The sequence below is a fragment of the Neisseria subflava genome (assembly GCF_024205705.1).
Taxonomy (GTDB): domain Bacteria; phylum Pseudomonadota; class Gammaproteobacteria; order Burkholderiales; family Neisseriaceae; genus Neisseria; species Neisseria subflava_D.
Genome location: NZ_CP073115.1, coordinates 452764 through 471139, shown reverse-complemented (window position 1 = coordinate 471139; position 18376 = coordinate 452764). Strand labels below are relative to the sequence as shown.

Genomic DNA, 18376 nt, shown 5'->3' with positions numbered 1-18376 from the left:
TGGCATTCGCGATGCTCTAAATCAGATTTAATATGATGCTCAAAGGCATTCTTTTGATTTATTAATTAGCTGAAAGAATTGATGCTTTTACAACGAGTGCACTTTATTTGTACACAACCGCTGCCTTTTGCCAGCAATTTCCCACAAAACTTACAGCGTAATTCACGATAGATTTGCATTTGCATCCACTCCTGTATCAGATAGAATGCCTCGATCTCTAGAGACTAAGGCGGCCTTAGAAGTCAATGCAGGTATGCTCTGCTTGGCTGGCGTAACAGTGTTGCCGCACTGTTACGTCGCCGTCCCACTTATATTTAAAATCCTCCCAAAGGCCGCCTTATTCAGACGGCCTTTTATTTATATTTGCCTACAAATAGCGCAACTCTTTCGCTTTTGCGATGATACGTTCGGCACATAATTATTTTAAGACGTTATCAAAACCTACAAACCATACCGACAATAGGGAAAGAAACCGCAGTGATCCTACTAAGACACCTCACAGATAAAAATTTTGAAACAGCGAATAAATTTGTAGCCTTTGCCGGTCTAAGTCCAAAAATTGAACAATCAGGAACAAGTGTCAATAAAAAAGGTAGATTGAGCCGATACGGAAACCGCCAATTAAAACGTGCCTTGTTCATGCCTGCCCTTGTTGCCTACCGCATGAATGCATTCCCTCAACTTGTCAGAAATTTAGAAGCGGCAAAAAAGCCTAAGATGATAATCATCGTTGCACTAATGCAGAAATTGGCAAAAATCGCATTTTATATACACAAGTCTAAAAAGCCGTTTGATAAAGCGCGACATCAGACGGTTTAACGAATTTATACAAAACAAAACGGCTGTAAAAACAGCCGTTCTTTGTCGTTTCTGTGGAAAATGCAATAATTAAATATCTATTAAAAACATAAATATAATAAATTAACCTATTTTAATAATTGACAGGTCAATATATCATCTTTTCATTACATCCCAAACTATTCGATATGAGGAAAAATAAAACGCATACGCGAAATCTGCATAGCAGCCACCTTCTGAGTAGCAGAATAATTTTCGATTTTTTCTTGAATTCTGATTTGATGCATATTGCCGTGATGCTTAGGAGCAGATTTTTGAGGCTCGCTTGTCGCCTGCAACTCTTGCTCTGTTTTCAACGCTTCCTCTGCCTCAATCGCCGAAAGTGCTGCCTCATCCCTTACCAAACCGAAACGCTCGATAATGGCATTGGCTTCATCTATATAATGAGATTTGTCCGCGCCATTTTCTAACACTGCATCTTCAAGTACGACCGACAAATGCTTGCCGCAATTTTCGATACGCTCTGCGATACGCGAATAAACCATCCAACGTTTCAACCTCAATGCGCCTGCATCGTCATTGGGTGAAGCGGCATCCAGTTTAATCAAACCATAATGCTTGCCGTAATACAGACGGAACACCAGCTGCTTCAAACCTTCTGTTTCGTCCAGCATCCGATAAAGTTCACGAACCAACAACAGCAAACGGTCAAATGCGCCTGCTTTAGACAGATATTCCGGATCATCGGAAGCGAGCGCGTAAATCAGTTTGGACAGCTTGGCGTTGAGTGCGTTATTCATCTTTTTTCCTTTTATTTTTAAGCGATGGATTGTCTTAAGAGCCGTTCCAAAAAATTTGGTTGCATAGCGAAATGTAAATTTTGCATGAAAACCAAATCATTCAAAACGGAATAGAAAGTATAAAACGGCAGATTGCCGTGAATTTTAAGTGTCTTGCCGTATTTTAACGCAACTATGCTATTTTGTTAAAAAATAGCGCCATCATTTATCTGCCCATCTTCTGTAAAACAATCTGGCAGTCCGACTTCTTCTTGATTAAAATAATTACTAATAGCCCAAACTCAATAAAGGAACACATCATGAAATGGACAGATACCCAACGCATCGCCGAAGAACTCTACGACTTACACGGAGACAGCATCGATCCGAAAACCGTACGCTTTACCCAACTGCGTGATCTGATTATGGCTTTGCCTGAATTTGACGATGACCCAGCGCGTTGCGGCGAGCGTATTCTCGAAGCTGTGCAACAAGCATGGATAGATGAAGCAGAATAAGCTTTCTTCCCTTACATCAAACAAGACCTCAGGCTATTTTTCAGACGGCCTGAGGTCTTTATTAAATCTATTCATACAATTTCGGAAAATTTCGAAATTGACTCATACTAACCTCAAATTTATTATGCAGTCTGACAACAAATAAAAGATATGCAGAAGGTGCATAAGCATGAATCACGCTAGAGAAATCGCCGCTTTAAACAACAGCCTTTCTGATTTGAAAGGCGACATCAATGTTTCGTTCGAATTTTTCCCGCCGAAAAACGAACAAATGGAAACCATGCTATGGGATTCCATCCATCGCCTGCAAACTTTGCATCCGAAATTCGTTTCCGTAACCTACGGTGCAAACTCCGGCGAACGCGATCGCACACACAGTATCGTTAAACGCATCAAACAAGAAACCGGTCTTGACGCAGCCCCTCACTTGACCGGTATCGATGCCAGCCCTGACGAGTTGCGTCAAATCGCCAAAGACTATTGGGACAGCGGCATCCGCCGCATTGTTGCCCTGCGTGGTGACGAGCCGCCCGGCTATGAGAAAAAACCTTTCTATGCCGAAGATTTGGTCAAACTGTTGCGCTCCGTTGCCGACTTTGACATTTCCGTAGCGGCCTACCCTGAGGTGCACCCGGAAGCCAAATCTGCCCAAGCCGACTTGATCAATCTGAAACGCAAAATCGATGCGGGTGCCAACCACGTTATTACCCAATTCTTCTTCGACGTGGAAAGCTATCTGCGCTTCCGCGACCGTTGCGTGATGATGGGCATTGACGTTGAAATTGTTCCCGGCATCCTGCCTGTAACCAATTTCAAACAATTGACCAAAATGGCCCAAGTGACCAACGTCAAAATCCCAAGCTGGCTGTCTAAAATGTACGAAGGTTTGGATGACGACCAAGGCACGCGCAACCTTGTTGCCGCCAGCATCGCCATCGACATGGTCAAAGTCCTCTCGCGCGAAGGTGTCAAAGACTTCCACTTCTACACCCTCAACCGCAGCGAACTGACTTACGCCATCTGCCATATTTTGGGTGTGCGCCCCCGTTAATAAAACAGACGGCCTCACCATTCTGATTTACAATATCGAACATTCAGGCCATACCGGCCTGATTCAAAATTCCAACTAGGAGAGTTAACATGACAACATTACATTTTTCAGGCTTCCCGCGCGTCGGTGCCTTCCGCGAATTGAAATTCGCACAAGAAAAATACTGGCGCAAAGAAATCAGCGAGCAAGAATTGCTGGCTGTTGCTAAAGACTTGCGCGAGAAAAACTGGAAACACCAAGCTGCTGCCAACGCTGATTTCGTTGCTGCAGGCGATTTCACTTTCTACGACCACATCCTCGACCTGCAAGTTGCCACCGGTGCCATCCCTGCCCGCTTCGGCTTCGACAGCCAAAACCTGTCTTTGGAACAATTCTTCCAACTGGCCCGTGGTAATAAAGACCAATTCGCTATCGAAATGACCAAATGGTTCGACACCAACTACCACTACTTGGTGCCTGAATTCCACGCCGATACCGAATTTAAAGCCAACGCCAAACACTACGTTCAACAACTGCAAGAAGCCCAAGCTTTGGGCTTGAAAGCCAAACCAACCGTTGTTGGTCCGTTGACTTTCCTGTGGGTTGGTAAAGAAAAAGGCGCTGTTGAATTCGACCGTCTGAGCCTGTTGCCTAAACTGTTGCCTGTTTACGTTGAAATCCTGACTGCTTTGGTTGAAGCCGGTGCCGAGTGGATTCAAATCGACGAGCCAGCTTTGACTGTTGACCTGCCTAAAGAATGGGTAGAAGCATACAAAGACGTTTACGCTACTTTGAGCAAAGTAAGCGCCAAAATCCTGTTGAGCACTTACTTCGGTTCTGTTGCCGAACACGCGGCTTTGCTGAAATCCCTGCCTGTTGACGGCCTGCACATCGATTTGGTACGCGCTCCTGAACAACTGGACGCATTTGCCGACTACGACAAAGTTCTGTCTGCCGGCGTTATCGACGGCCGCAACATTTGGCGCGCCAACCTGAACAAAGTGTTGGAAACTGTCGAGCCTCTGCAAGCCAAACTGGGCGACCGTTTGTGGATCTCCAGCTCTTGCTCTCTGCTGCACACTCCATTTGACTTGTCAGTTGAAGAAAAACTGAAAGCCAACAAACCTGATCTGTACTCTTGGTTGGCATTCACCCTGCAAAAAACCCAAGAATTGCGCGTTCTGAAAGCCGCATTAAACGAAGGCCGTGATTCTGTTGCCGAAGAACTGGCCGCCAGCCAAGCAGCTGCCGACTCCCGTGCCAACAGCAGCGAAATCCACCGTGCAGACGTTGCTAAACGCCTGGCCGATTTGCCTGCCAACGCAGACCAACGCAAATCTCCATTTGCCGACCGTATCAAAGCGCAACAAGCATGGTTGAACCTGCCTCTGCTGCCGACTACCAACATCGGTTCTTTCCCTCAAACTAACGAAATCCGCCACGCACGCGCCGCCTTCAAAAAAGGCGAACTGTCTGCCGCTGATTACGAAGCCGCGATGAAAAAAGAAATCGCCTTGGTGGTTGAAGAGCAAGAAAAACTGGACTTGGACGTACTGGTACACGGCGAAGCCGAGCGTAACGACATGGTTGAATACTTCGGCGAACTGTTGAGCGGTTTTGCATTCACCCAATACGGCTGGGTACAAAGCTACGGCTCACGCTGCGTTAAACCACCTATCATCTTTGGTGACGTAAGCCGTCCTGAAGCCATGACCGTGGCTTGGTCTACTTACGCTCAAAGCCTGACCAAACGTCCGATGAAAGGTATGTTGACCGGCCCTGTTACCATCCTGCAATGGTCTTTCGTCCGCAACGACATTCCTCGCTCTACCGTGTGCAAACAAATCGCACTGGCTCTGAACGACGAAGTATTGGATCTGGAAAAAGCCGGCATTAAAGTCATCCAAATTGACGAACCTGCTATCCGCGAAGGTCTGCCTTTGAAACGTGCCGATTGGGATGCCTACCTGGACTGGGCCGGCGAATCTTTCCGCCTGTCCTCTACCGGTTGCGAAGACAGCACCCAAATCCACACTCATATGTGCTACTCTGAGTTCAACGACATCCTGCCAGCCATCGCCGCTATGGACGCTGACGTCATCACCATCGAAACTTCACGTTCCGATATGGAGCTCTTGACTGCGTTCGGCGAGTTCAAATACCCGAACGACATCGGCCCAGGTGTTTACGACATCCACAGCCCACGCGTACCGACTGAAGCTGAAGTTGAGCACCTGTTGCGCAAAGCCATCGAGGTTGTACCGGTTGAACGTCTGTGGGTTAACCCGGACTGCGGCCTGAAAACACGCGGCTGGAAAGAAACTTTGGAACAACTCCAAGTAATGATGAACGTAACCCACAAACTGCGTGCCGAACTGGCTAAATAATGTGAGTTAGATGAAAAGGCCGTCTGAAAATTTTCAGACGGCCTTTTTTCTTTATCGATATTTAAACCATAAAGATTACAGCTTCAACAGCTTACAAAATCCCTGTCGTTGTATGATGTTCTTCCACTCCTGATGTATACACATTCTTAGTATGGTGATACACAGTATCTTTAGTTGTTGCGACAATATAGCTGGCTTCTGACAAGATATCGCTCAAAACAACTTTACTGCCGGTCGTATTCACCTTTGTCAGCGCTTCGCCGTTATGGCTATTGCCTTCTGAATACGTTTTGATGTTATTTTCAAAGCGCAACCATGAATCATACAGTTCGTCTTTGATGTCCGTCATGATTTTATTGTTGGCTACATTTAAAGATGCCTTGCCCTTAGGGCTGGTACTGTGTACGTCTACCAAAACATCATCCAGGGCACCACCAAGTTTTAATGTGTTATTGGTGATGTTGTACTCTTTGGCATTACTTTTCAAATAAGCAAATTCGACATAGCCGTCAGATTTTTCACGCACGGAAATTTTGTTGTTGTGAATGGTCACCGCACCATGCATAGCGACATTGCCATGATGTTCTTCCACATAAACCGGTACTGCACCTTTCATAATCTTGCCGATATCGGCATCGTTGCCGCTAATAGTAATGGTACCACTACCAATGCCGTTTTTAGATAAAACGCGGTCGTAGGTATCGTTGATAACGGCAATCAGATATTTGGTGGATTCGCCGCTGATCTTGTTGTTTGCCATATTGAGCGTGTAATCCATTTTGCTTTCATGGTTACGGAACTCAATCGCGTAGGTCTGAATATTGTTTTGATAAACTGTCAGATTTTTAATGACATTATTGCTGATATCGAAATAGCCTTTGTTAGCCGAGTACAAATCTTTGTATTGGGTATTGGTTTGCACCTGGATACCTGAATACATGTGGTAGTACTTGCCCAAGTCATCATCAACATTCAAACGGAAGCTCGGGTCTTGGATAATGGTATTGCCGGTAATTTTGACTTTATCCATAGAAAACTGGCGGTTGTAAGCAGCAATACCATACAGCCGGTCACCTGTTAACACATTGTCTTCAATGACAATGCCTGTACCATCATGCACATCCAAGCCTTTGCGGTAGTTGTGGTTGGTCGTGTTTTTACGGTATGTGACACCGTAATTGTAGCTGCCCGCAACCACAGCCATACCGTAGCCGGTACCGCCGTCCGCTTCGTGGCCGTTCCAATCCAAACGGTTGCCCTCGCCGATAAAGTTTTGTTGGAAACCGATCAGCGCACCGGCAACGCGGTTGTGGTGCAGATACGAATCAACAATACGGTTGTTTTCACCCAAAGGCAGCGCTTCATATTTTTCATCAATTTCGCCGCTTTGTACGCGCTCTTTAAAGGTCAGCTTTTGACCTTTTTCCTTTTCCAAAGAAGCGGTCGACGTGAACATCACACCAGCACGATTGGCACCGGAAACCTCTACTTTACTGATTAAAGTATTGTCCGCATCGTTCACCAAAATGCCGTTTACCTTGCCAAAATAGCTTAAGCCTTTGCGGTAAAAATCAGGGTTGGTATATTGAACCGACAAGTTGGCAATGGTTTTATTGTTTTGTCCATCGATCAAGATACCGGCAAATTGGCGAATGTCATCATGGTTGGTGTTCGGATTGAACACGCCTGTCTGCGCCTTATCAAACGTTACTTTGGTTTTACCCATCCCCGAACCAAACAAACCGCGTGCGCCGGAAACGGTTTTATCCATCACAATCTGGTTGGAAATATAGTAGGTACCATCCAAGAAGACCATGGCTTTTTCTTTATGAGCAGCTTCTAAAGCCGCTTTAAATGCCTGAAGGCTGTCTTTTTTACCCTGCGCATCGGCACCAAAATCATTCACACGAACATAATTACCATACTCTTTAGATTGATACACGCGGTATTTTCCAGAGACACCTGCCCTGTTTTCGGTATGATCGTCAATTTTGTTTTCTTTGACTGAACTGAGGTGGCTATCGTGACTCATGGCTGTTTTTTTGCCGGAAGAAACGCTCACGACTTTGTTATGGCCGTCTGAATCGTTCAAAATCTTTTTATGCACAATTTCGACTGTTTTTTTCCTTCGGCAATTCTGTCTTCTGCCTCTTTTTCTTTGCGGGCAGCGTCTTGTTTGGCTTTACGCTCTGCAATCGCTTTTTCGACTGCTGCTTTATGCGCTTCTTTTGCATGCTCGACGGCGTTTGCTTTGGCTGTGGCGGCTTCGGCTATTTTTTTTGCTTTAGCCTCTTCGTATTTTTTTTGCTTTTCAGCCAAAATTTTTTCCATCGATTGATTAACCGGTTTGTTTACCGGCTCTTTTGAAACAACCTGTTTGTCCGTTACTTTAGACGTAATGGTATTTTTACCAGAAACGTTACTTGCAGAAGCAACACTGGCCCGTACGACACGCATTTTTGTTACAACGCCGTCTGAAGATGATGAGGTACTGTTCAATCTTGCCGCCTCAGCCACATGAACCGCATCTCTCGTTACAGTATTTTTACCGCTTAATTGCTTGGGTTCAGGAAAAACAGACGGACTTCCCCCAAAATTTTGGGTGTGTATCCATTCTTTTAGAGGAGAAGATGATTCGGAAGTGGTTTCAGGAGTTGAGGAGCCTTGACGGATATGGGTACGGCCAAGAGGGGCAAGTTTATGTGACATAATCAGCGTATTTCCTTGTATCAAATATCGTCCTTTTCCACCGCACAAGCGTGCAACAAAAAAGTTCGATGAATAAAGAGGTAAGACGGATTCTGTCGTAACAGCAATTGCCTGTATAAAGCTAGCCACTTTGAGAAACTCGGCAGCGTTTCCCCTTCTGCCGATTTTCTGATTGAAAACGGTAATGGTGTTTGGACAGAACCCTTGGATGGCTTTTATAGGCAATCTGTCCGCGTACCATGTGTCCGGTTATTTTTGACGGAAAATGTATCAGAGTCCCTTTTTAATTAATTAGTTCATCCAAAGTTAAGTTATTTTTGATTTTTATAGCAAAATAAAAATGGTTTTATCTTGCATTGTTTTTCTTTTTGGCGTGACAGAGTTAATACCGCGAAGCCAAAAAGGAGGGGAATTCTAACACAATATGTTTTTAGCATTTCCCATTTAACTAAATTTACAAAATATACAAAATAAATATCTATAAATGTTTTTAACTTCATCGAAAAATCAATAAAATTCGATATTTTCAATGTGTATTTTTACAACATAATTGCGCATTATATACCGATTATCTTAAAATGCTACCGTTTGTTTGTAAAATTTAGCATTTTATTATTTGTCTTCCCTCTCTAAAATCCAATAAAAAAGGCCGTCTGAAAAAATATTTCAGACGGCCTTTTTTATTGAATGCGTTCTATTTAACAAACTTCGACCAACCAGCCATGTTTGTCTTCTGCCAAACCGTATTGAATGTCAGTAATCGCCTTACGGATTGCATAACCGCGCTCTTGGCTCTTCACTTCGATTTCTTCGCCATCAATCACGAAAGAAGTTACCGGAGAAATAACCGCAGCCGTACCGGTCAGAATCGCCTCTGCGCCATTTTCCACAGCTACTTTCAGCTCATCAACGGTAAAGTTGCGTTCGGTAACGGTGTAGCCCAAATCTTTGGCAACTGTCAGTACGGAATCACGGGTAACGCCGTGCAGGAATTCGTCTGTCAACGGTTTGGTAATGATTTCATCGCCGTTAATCAGGATAAAGTTAGACGCGCCGGTTTCCTGAACGTCGCCATTCGGACAGAACAACACTTGGTTTGCACCATATTCGGCTTTGGCTTTTAATACCCAAGGCATGGCGGAAGCGTAGTTGCCGCCGCATTTCACACGACCCATATGTGGGGCGCAGCGGATATGTTCGGTTTCAACTAAGATTTTAACGGGCGAACCGGCTTTGAAATAGTCGCCGACAGGAGAAGCCAGAATGTACAGCAAAGCAGTTTCAGAAGGAGAACCAGCTTTACCGATCACAGGATCGGTACCGATCAAAGTCGGACGCAGGTACAACGCAGCTGGCGCATCAGGGATTTCCTCGGCGGAACGTTTGACCAATTCGATCAAAGCATTCAAATAAGCTTCCGTTTCAGGACGAGGCAGGTGCAGAATATCTGCGCTTTGCTGCATACGCGCGATGTTGGCGGTCGGGCGGAACATCACGATTTTGCCGTTTGCCTGACGGAATGCCTTCAAACCCTCAAAACATTCGCTGCCGTAATGCAAAGCATGCGCGCCAGGGGCGATTGTCAGGTCTGTGGAAGATTGCCATTCTACCGGCTGCCATTTACCTTCACGATAAGCGATAACGGGCATTTCAGCGTGGAAAACGCTGCCGAATACGGCTGGGACTGGTCTGCTCATGATGATTGCCTTTCTTATTCTGATTTGTAAGATAATAACTAAAGACTGAACAATACGCCTTTCAATATGGGTTTGACAAGTACCCGTCAGCATTAAAGATACCCTTCCCATGCCGTCTGAAACATGCCGTCCTATCCGAAATCCGGCAAATCGTTTAAACTGATACCATTTTTCAGACGGCCTGCCCCAACCGCGGCCCACCCGGAGCAACCCATGAAACTCATCTCTACCATCATCAAAATCCTGATTCTTCTTGTTTTCCTCCTGCTGGCCATCACCAATACCCACACCGTATCCTTCTTCTACCTGCCCGGCCAAAACGTCAATCTGCCGCTGATTGTCGTGCTTTTCGGCGCCTTTATTATCGGCATCGTGTTCGGTATGTTTGCCCTCTTCGGCCGTCTGCTGACCCTGCGCAGCGAAAACAACCGCCTGCGTGCCGAAGTGAAAAAATACGCCCACCTTTCCGAAAAAGACCTGACCCCGGTCAAAACCGAAACACCGGCAACGACTTCCGAAGCCACTCCCAAAGCGTAACGCCACCAATCAATAAAGGAATACCATGGACAACGAATTGTGGGTCATCTTACTGCCCATCGTCCTCCTCCCCGTTTTCTTCGCTATGGGCTGGTTTGCCGCGCGCGTCGATATGAAGACCGTCCTGAAACAGGCCAAAAGCATACCGGCCGGCTTTTACAAAAGCCTTGACGCCCTCGTTGACCGCAACAGCGGCCGCGCCGCGCGCGAATTGGCAGAAGTCATCGACCAGCAGCCGCAGTCATATGACTTGAACCTGACCTTAGGCAAGCTCTACCGCCAACGCGGCGAAAACGACAAAGCCATCAATATGCACCGCGCCCTGCTCGATTCGCCCGACACAGTCAACGAAAAACGCGCGCGCGTGCTTTTTGAATTGGCGCAAAACTACCAAAGCGCAGGCTTGGTGGACCGTGCCGAACAAATCTTCCTCGGCTTGCAGGAAGGCGATATGGCACGCGAAGCCCGACAACACCTTTTGAGCATCTACCAACAAGACCGCGACTGGGAAAAAGCCATCGAAATGGCGCAGCTCTTGAGCCATGACGAACAGACCTACCAGTTTGAAATCGCACAGTTCTATTGCGAAATCGCCCAAGCCGCTCTGTTCAAATCCAACTTCGATGCCGCACGCTACAACATCGGCAAAGCACTCGAAGCCAACAAAAAATGTACGCGCGCCAACATCATTCTCGGCGACATCGAATACCGTCAGGGCAACTTCCCTGCCGCCGTGGAAGCGTATTCCGCCATCGAACAGCAAAACCATGCCTATTTGAGCATGGTCGGCGAGAAACTCTATGAAGCCTATGCCGCACAAGGCAAACAGGAAGAAGGCCTCAACCGCCTTATCGGCTATATGCAAACCTTCCCCGATCTTGACCTGATCAATGTCATCTACGAGAAGGCCCTGCTGCTTAAAGGCGAAACTGAAGCGGCGCAAATCGCTGTCGAACTCGTCCGTCAAAAACCTGATCTCAACGGCGTGTACCGCCTGCTTGGCTTGAAACTCAGCAGTATGAATCCGGAGTGGAAAGCCGATACCGATATGATTCGTTCGATTATCGGCCGCCAGCTGCAAAAAAGCGTCATGTACCGCTGCCGCAACTGCCACTTCAAATCCCAAGTCTTCTTCTGGCATTGCCCAGCCTGCAACAAATGGCAAACCTTTACGCCGAATAAAATCGAGATTTGATAAAGCGTTAAGCATTAAAAAAGGCCGTCTGAAATCTATTCAGACGGCCTTTTTATGACAAAGCAAAATATCAAAGCAGTTCAAAACATGGCTGTACACACCAGCAATATCTGCTCAACAACGCTGCTCTGCCCATGCCAACGCCGCTACAATCTGCGCCTCAATATCGGCATTAAATTCGCCTGCTCGGTACGCATCGCGCAATTCTGTGCGACGGGTTTCATCTGCCGCAATTTGGTTTAACACCACTTTCGGAAACTCGTTAAACACAGGCCCTTCCTCTTCATGACCCATCAAAAACAGCGCAGGAATTTTTTGATTGGCGCGGACGATTTCCTGTTGGCGTGGATTATCAAAACGGCTGCTGTCGTCAAAATTGCTGCGGGCAATATAGTTGACGCGGATATTGGGGTTCAGCTCCGCCATTTTTTGAATAAACGGCACAAATACGCGGCAATCGGGACAATATGGCGCAGCGGCAAGCAGCCAGTTTTGCGGACGGCTGATCTTTTTGACCGCCGCTGCCGTTTGCGCCGACAGCTCGGTCGCCTGATAGAGCTGCTGTTGTTTCAATTTGTCTTCTTCGGTATCAAAATCCAAATATTCTGTATAAGTGGCCATGCTTTACTCCTGTTCTGTTGCATTGTTTTTCCCTGCCGCGCTGTTCAAAAGCGGAACAAGCAGATTGACGACAAGGTTTTCAAATAGCGGCTCTTCAAGAGGCGATTCTTCCGAATGACCAAACACCAGCTTCACTTCGGTATATTCTTTCTGCCCTTTGCTCATTTTATTGCCGTTAAAAACCTCATGGGCTTTTCTCAAGGTAGCATCCCAATCCTCTTTCTTGTTGTACTCCTCCGCAGCGGCAAGACTGGTTTTGGCGAAAAACGGCAAGGGGGTATTTTGTCCGATTCGGAAATATACCAACCATTCTTTCAAAAGTGCCCTCGCCGCCTCTTGCCCGATGGCGGCATAGGTTTCGGTCTGCCCCAAGCTGACAATATAGGTTTGTCGGTTTGCAACGGATTTAGGGGCGACGGCGCAAAAAATCAAATGCTCCAGTAAACGGGCAATACGGTTGGGCGCATTGTCTTTTGGGTTTAGAAACACAATGCGGCCGCATTCATAAAGATTGCCGATGGTACCTTGTAAAACCAAGTCGTCAAAGGATTCTTCATAAGGTTCAGACGGCCTTTTGTTGCTGCGTATCAACTCGGCATCCACATTTTTCGCAGATATCTGATACTGCTTCTGCCACAAACCGCCCAACTCGCCTACCGGCATCAGACTTTCGGCATTCAGCCGAATGGCCGTATCTTCAAAATCTTCCCCTTTGCGCCGCGCATCCAAATAAGCATCGGCAATCCGACCTTCATGTTGCGGCTCAAACGGTTCGGCAGACTCCCATGCGCCGTCCAGATACGGCTGATCCCAGCTTAAATTTTTCTTCAGCCAAACTTTGACAGGGTTGCGCCAAAAACTGATGAGCTCGCCTTGATGAATGGTTTTGCCCGGCTCTTCCTGACTTAAAGCCTCAAGGAAAAACGGCTGCGCTTCCGCTGGCGGTTGGCTCAACGCATCGGCGTAATCTTGGCGCGTACTGAAGAGACCATCTGAAAGCGCATCCTTTTGGAAATAACGGCGCGAAAACGCCTGCAACGGATGATGTTTCACCCATTTCTCCGATAACTCGCGCCCACTTTTCCCTGTCATGGCGGCAATAGTATCCAGCAGCTCGCTGATTAACGAAGACGGCGCGAACTCGGCATCATTGCGTATATCGCGGCCGATATAAGACAAATACAACATTTCGCGCGCGCTGATTAAGGCTTCGAGGAAGAGATAACGGTCGTCGTCACGGCGGGCGCGGTCGCCTTTTTTCGGATGTTTAGCAATCAGGTCAAACACCGCCGCTTTGGTATTGCGCGGAAAATCGCCGTCATTCAAACCCAACAGGCAAACCATTTTAAACGGCAGGCTGCGCATCGGCACCATACTGCAAAAAGTAATGCCGCCGCTCAAAAATCCGGCTTGGCTTTCGCTGTCCAAAAAGCGGCGGATATGGCGGATAACGGTTTTACACGGCAACAATCCGTCAAATTCGGCCAACTGCGCCTCTTCCTGCCATTTCGCCAAAGATTGCTCAAACTGTTGCTTGGCGTATTGGTCGTCCGTATCCGGAGCAAACAGTTTCTCCAGCAAATCGCGGCAACGCTGCACCCAACTTTCCACATTAGCAGGCTCATTCCATTGCGCCGCCATATCGGCCAAAGTACGGATAAATTCAGCAAAACCGCTGAACACGTCCAACTGGTTGACATTGCTATGCCACGCGCTCACGCCCTGCCACATGCCGTTGCCGCCTTCAGGCAGCATCCAGCCCAAGGCCAAACGCTCTACCGCCTGCTGCCAAGTAAAGAGGTTGTCTTTGCCCTCGCGCATGGTTTGGTCCAAACCCCAATGCACATTTAATCCGGCAACAGCCTCATGCAGCAGCGGCAAATCTTCCTCGCTCAAACCGAAGCGTTGCAACACCAACCGGCTTTCCAGTAAAGGCAAAACCTTGTCCACTTCAAACCGGCTCTTCAGCAAGTCCAAAGTTTGTGCCAAAGCATACAGCAACGGCTGACGGCGGCTGAGCTTCACATCCGAAATCGAATACGGCAAAGCCTGGCTGCCTGCCTGCTCCTGTCCGAAAACGGCTTCGATAAACGGACTGTACGGCTCAATGTTCGGCGTCAACACGGCAATATCGTGCGGCTGCCAGTCGGGATTTTTTTGCAACACCAGCGACAGCTCTTCTTTCAAAATCTGCAATTCGCGCAAAGGGCTGTGCGCCGCGACGATTTTGACGGAGCCGTCGTTCAGCAGCTTATCCGGCTCGACACACACTGGATTGCCGTCCGCATCGTGAACCTGAACCAAAGCCTGTTGCCCGCCTGCTTCGCCTTCTTCCTGTTGATATAAGCGTTCAGACGGCATGATTAAGTTTTGGATATCGTTTTGCAGACAATGCAACAAGGTATCGTCTTTTTCCTCTTCATAAACCTGAATATCCTGCTCGGTTTCCACTTCCGACAGAAAATCAAAGAAATCGCGTCCCTGCTTGCCCAAAGAAGCCAACAGCGGATGCCCTGCCTGCGACAAATCCGCCTCATCGCCCCTTTTCAAAATCTGCGCCTCATCGATGATCTCGCCCCAATACTGGCTGCTCGGGTTGAGTGCGAACACAAATACATCGCAATGCTTGGAAATTTGGTGCAGCAGTTGCAGATACATCGGCGCCATTGTCGAAATGCCGAATACGAACAACCTTTGCGGCAAAACCGATTTATCCAACTGCGCCAACAGCTTTTCCCACAAGGCCACGCGGTGCGGCGCAGATTGGCTGCCATCGTCCAAATAACGCCACAGCCGCGCCTGCCAATCCTCATCATCGCCCAAACCCAGCAGCTTCCCAGCCTGCCACGCATCAATCCAATCCGGACGGTACACCAAATATTGGTCGAAAATATCTGCCATCTGTCCGGCAAGCTGATAATCCGCCGATGCCGAGCTGTGCAAATAACTTTCCAGCTTCAGGCGCACGTTTTCGTATTCCGGGGCCGTCTGAAACTCTTCGCTGCGGAACAAATCCAGCAAACGCCAACGCATGACCTCAGGCGAAAACGGGCTGAGCGGCGGCACATCGGGAACCAATTTACGCATCAGCTGCCACGCCAAACCGGCCGGCAGGCTGAACTTCAAATTCGCCGCCACGCCGAGTTTGCGCGCAAAAAACACATTCAGATACCGCCGCATCCCCTGGCTCTGCACCACCACTTCTTCCTGCGCCAATACCGCATCCAAAGGCAAGGCCTGATGAATACGCGCGCACATTTCGGCAAGCGCTTCCAAACGGTCGGACTGATAAAGATAAAACATAGCAGACAATCTAAAAAACAATTGCCCACATTATAATGCCATTAGGACAAATGCTTCAGCAGAAGCGGCAAACAAAAACACAGGCCGTCTGAAACACATCGCTTCAGACGGCCTAAAACAAACCCATCGGCAGCCAATTATTAATTATTTATCGACCCCTGTACAAACCGGCTTCTCCTATCCTATAATTCCCCACATTCGGAATGTAGCGCAGCCCGGTAGCGCACTTCGTTCGGGACGAAGGGGTCGGAGGTTCAAATCCTCTCATTCCGACCAAATACAAAACCTGCTTGAGTCCAAGCAGGTTTTTTACATTCGCAAGCCTATATTTCCGGCGGAGGGAAAGGCGCGCCTTCGGGATGTTTGTAGCGGTTGTACATAAACAAATATTGTTCCGGAAAACGGCGTATCCAATATTCGGTATTTTCATTGATCACGCGCGCATCGTTCTCCTTATCGCCGTTCAATTCGCCGCTCAATGGCTCAATGTGCAAGACAAAGCCTTTACCGTCGGGCAGACGCTCGCCGCAGAAAAACAAAGCCTTCACGCCTTTGACTTGCGCCAGCTTGCCCGCCAACGTCATGGTGTAGGCAGGTTTGCCGAAAAAGTCCACCCACACGCCGTCGCCGCCTTCTTCCGGAGACGGCACATGATCCGGCAACACAATAGTCGCTTCGCCGCCGCGCAGGGCCTTGATGATTTGTTTGACGCCCTGAATACTGGTCGGCGCAGTCTTGCCTTTGCCGCGCACGCGCCCTGCCTGCATCACCGCATCAAAAGCCTTGATTTTCGGCGGTTTGTACATCGCCGTCAGCGGAAACGGCAGTTGCTGGCTGATGTAGCGGCCCGCCAAATCATAGCTGCCGATGTGCGGCGTGATAAACAGCAAACCTTCACCCGCGCTCAAGGCCGTCTGAACATGTTCCCAACCGTTGACGCTGACAAACAGGTTTTCAATTTCCTCAGGCCGTCTGAAAAACGCCACCGGCAATTCCAAGCCGCCTTTTGCCGTTTCACGAAAAACTTTTTTCACCGCCTCGTCCGTCGGGTTCAATCCGGCAAGTGTCATGTTTTCGAATACCCTTCGGCGATCTTTCGACAGCACGCGGAAACCCAAACCGCCCAGCAGATTGCCTAATTTGTGCAACCAAGCCAAAGGCAGCGCGGCCAAAAATTTAAAAACAAAGGTGACAAGCGTTTGCATAAGGTTTTACCAAAATGAAGTGGACAGATTGTAAACGAAACAGGCCGTCTGAACAAAACAGACTTCGGGCAAATATATTGCGGCACACCTGCTTTTCTGCTACTATCCGCGCTGCATTAAGAGTTGGGAATTCCATGCCAACCTGCTTTTCAAACGGAAAGGTAAGGTGGACGGTTGAAAAACCGATGTGGCTCGCCAGAGCAATCCAAACCCGCTTAATGCGGGAATTTTTTTGCCTGTAAGAAACGCGCAACAGGATTCCGAAACAGCAGGCAAGTGCTAATGTTTCTCACTTGTATAGAGAAAAAGCGGAGTTTTTGTTATGATTTCCGCTGTCCGAAATAAAAGGCCGTCTGAAAACACAGCAGCCTGTTTTTAATGAAAGAATAGCAATGAGCGAATATCTGTTTACTTCCGAATCGGTATCCGAAGGCCATCCGGATAAAGTTGCCGACCAAGTATCCGATGCGATTTTGGATGCCATCTTGGCACAAGACCCCAAAGCACGTGTCGCCGCAGAAACCCTAGTTAACACAGGCTTGTGCGTATTGGCAGGCGAAATTACTACTACTGCCCAAGTGGACTACATCAAAGTCGCACGCGAAACCATCAAACGCATCGGCTACAACTCCTCCGAGCTGGGCTTTGACGCCAACGGCTGCGCAGTCGGCGTGTACTACGACCAACAATCTCCGGACATCGCCCAAGGCGTGAACGAAGGCGAAGGCATCGACTTGAACCAAGGCGCGGGCGACCAAGGCTTGATGTTCGGCTACGCCTGCGACGAAACCCCGACCCTGATGCCGTTTGCCATCTATTACAGCCACCGCCTGATGCAGCGTCAAAGCGAATTGCGCAAAGACGGCCGCCTGCCTTGGCTGCGCCCTGATGCCAAAGCCCAACTGACCGTGGTTTACGACAGCGAAACCGGCAAAGTAAAACGCATCGACACCGTCGTCCTGTCTACCCAGCACGATCCGTCTATCGGTTACGAAGAGCTGAAAAACGCCGTGATCGAACACATCATCAAACCGGTTCTGCCGTCTGAACTGCTGACCGACGAAACCAAATACCTGATCAACCCGACCGGCCGCTTCGTTATCGGCGGCCCGCAAGGTGACTGCGGTTTGACCGGCCGTAAAATCATCGTCGACACCTACGGCGGCGCAGCTCCGCACGGCGGCGGCGCATTCTCCGGCAAAGACCCGTCCAAAGTAGACCGTTCCGCCGCTTACGCCTGCCGCTATGTTGCGAAAAACATCGTAGCCGCCGGTTTGGCAACCCAATGCCAAATCCAAGTTTCCTACGCCATCGGCGTTGCCGAACCGACTTCGATTTCCATCGATACTTTCGGCACCGGCAAAATCAGCGAAGAAAACCTAATTGCCTTGGTTCGCGAACATTTTGACCTGCGCCCTAAAGGCATCGTCCAAATGCTCGACCTACTGCGCCCGATTTACGGAAAATCCGCCGCCTACGGCCACTTCGGTCGCGAAGAGCCTGAATTTACTTGGGAGCGCACCGATAAAGCAGCCGCATTAAAAGCAGCCGCAGGCGTGTAAAAAAATAATAAAGGTCGTCTGAACGGGAGTTTCAG

12 protein-coding genes, 1 tRNA gene, 2 pseudogenes and 1 riboswitch are annotated in these 18376 nt (G+C 48.2%); of the genes and pseudogenes, 8 read left to right on the top strand and 7 right to left on the bottom strand.

Annotated features, from left to right (window positions below):
* Nucleotides 1-65 precede the first annotated feature (65 nt).
* Complete coding sequence (locus KCG54_RS02315; RefSeq protein ID WP_254324532.1) at nt 66-179, bottom strand: Com family DNA-binding transcriptional regulator; 114 nt, start codon at nt 177-179, stop codon at nt 66-68.
* 253 nt (nt 180-432) lie between these two features.
* Here KCG54_RS02315 and KCG54_RS02310 point away from each other — a divergent pair.
* A pseudogene (locus KCG54_RS02310) lies at nt 433-819 on the top strand (transposase); the annotation flags it as partial.
* A 158-nt stretch (nt 820-977) separates the two neighbouring features.
* Here the strand turns inward: KCG54_RS02310 and KCG54_RS02305 are convergent.
* Nucleotides 978-1598: a hypothetical protein gene (locus KCG54_RS02305; RefSeq protein ID WP_254324531.1), complete on the bottom strand. Its 621-nt coding sequence runs from the start codon at nt 1596-1598 to the stop codon at nt 978-980.
* 299 nt (nt 1599-1897) lie between these two features.
* Here KCG54_RS02305 and iscX point away from each other — a divergent pair, with 299 nt between their 5' ends.
* The 3 genes from iscX (at nt 1898) to metE (ending at nt 5512) form a co-directional block, all read left to right on the top strand.
* On the top strand, nt 1898-2095 hold the full coding sequence (gene iscX, locus KCG54_RS02300; RefSeq protein WP_003682097.1) for a Fe-S cluster assembly protein IscX: 198 nt from the start codon (nt 1898-1900) through the stop codon (nt 2093-2095).
* A 169-nt stretch (nt 2096-2264) separates the two neighbouring features.
* The gene (gene metF / locus KCG54_RS02295; RefSeq protein WP_049323818.1) at nt 2265-3146 is read left to right on the top strand and encodes a methylenetetrahydrofolate reductase; all 882 of its coding nucleotides are present in this window, start codon (nt 2265-2267) and stop codon (nt 3144-3146) included.
* 89 nt (nt 3147-3235) lie between these two features.
* Nucleotides 3236-5512 carry a 5-methyltetrahydropteroyltriglutamate--homocysteine S-methyltransferase gene (gene metE / locus KCG54_RS02290; protein ID WP_254324530.1) on the top strand — a complete coding sequence of 759 codons (2277 nt, stop codon included), beginning with the start codon at nt 3236-3238 and terminating at the stop codon, nt 5510-5512.
* Nucleotides 5513-5603: 91 nt separating this feature from the next.
* Here the strand turns inward: metE and KCG54_RS02285 are convergent.
* Together KCG54_RS02285 and ilvE are read right to left on the bottom strand one after the other, a co-directional pair.
* Nucleotides 5604-7843: pseudogene (locus KCG54_RS02285) on the bottom strand (right-handed parallel beta-helix repeat-containing protein).
* 1076 nt (nt 7844-8919) lie between these two features.
* Nucleotides 8920-9918, bottom strand: coding sequence for a branched-chain-amino-acid transaminase (gene ilvE / locus KCG54_RS02275; protein WP_254324527.1), 999 nt, complete (start codon nt 9916-9918; stop codon nt 8920-8922).
* A 213-nt stretch (nt 9919-10131) separates the two neighbouring features.
* On the opposite strand from ilvE, the gene KCG54_RS02270 reads away from it, so the two are divergent.
* Nucleotides 10132-10455 (top strand): LapA family protein, encoded by a 324-nt coding sequence (locus KCG54_RS02270; RefSeq protein ID WP_107768909.1) that lies wholly within the window; start codon nt 10132-10134, stop codon nt 10453-10455.
* 25 nt (nt 10456-10480) lie between these two features.
* Nucleotides 10481-11650, top strand: coding sequence for a lipopolysaccharide assembly protein LapB (lapB, locus tag KCG54_RS02265; RefSeq protein WP_003684462.1), 1170 nt, complete (start codon nt 10481-10483; stop codon nt 11648-11650).
* Nucleotides 11651-11764: 114 nt separating this feature from the next.
* On the opposite strand, the gene KCG54_RS02260 is transcribed toward lapB, so the two are convergent.
* Together KCG54_RS02260 and recC are read right to left on the bottom strand one after the other, a co-directional pair.
* Nucleotides 11765-12271 (bottom strand): thioredoxin family protein, encoded by a 507-nt coding sequence (locus KCG54_RS02260; RefSeq protein ID WP_107768910.1) that lies wholly within the window; start codon nt 12269-12271, stop codon nt 11765-11767.
* Between the two features lie 3 nt (nt 12272-12274).
* Nucleotides 12275-15574: an exodeoxyribonuclease V subunit gamma gene (gene recC / locus KCG54_RS02255; RefSeq protein ID WP_254324526.1), complete on the bottom strand. Its 3300-nt coding sequence runs from the start codon at nt 15572-15574 to the stop codon at nt 12275-12277.
* 199 nt (nt 15575-15773) lie between these two features.
* On the opposite strand from recC, the gene KCG54_RS02250 reads away from it, so the two are divergent.
* Nucleotides 15774-15850, top strand: a tRNA-Pro gene (locus tag KCG54_RS02250).
* Between the two features lie 47 nt (nt 15851-15897).
* Here the strand turns inward: KCG54_RS02250 and KCG54_RS02245 are convergent.
* The gene (locus KCG54_RS02245; RefSeq protein ID WP_254324525.1) at nt 15898-16779 is read right to left on the bottom strand and encodes a lysophospholipid acyltransferase family protein; all 882 of its coding nucleotides are present in this window, start codon (nt 16777-16779) and stop codon (nt 15898-15900) included.
* Between the two features lie 108 nt (nt 16780-16887).
* A riboswitch (SAM-I-IV-variant riboswitch) is annotated at nt 16888-16998 on the top strand.
* Nucleotides 16999-17171: 173 nt separating this feature from the next.
* Between KCG54_RS02245 and metK the strand changes: the two genes are divergently transcribed.
* Nucleotides 17172-18341, top strand: coding sequence for a methionine adenosyltransferase (metK, locus tag KCG54_RS02240; RefSeq protein WP_254324524.1), 1170 nt, complete (start codon nt 17172-17174; stop codon nt 18339-18341).
* The last annotated feature ends 35 nt before the right edge of the window (nt 18342-18376 follow it).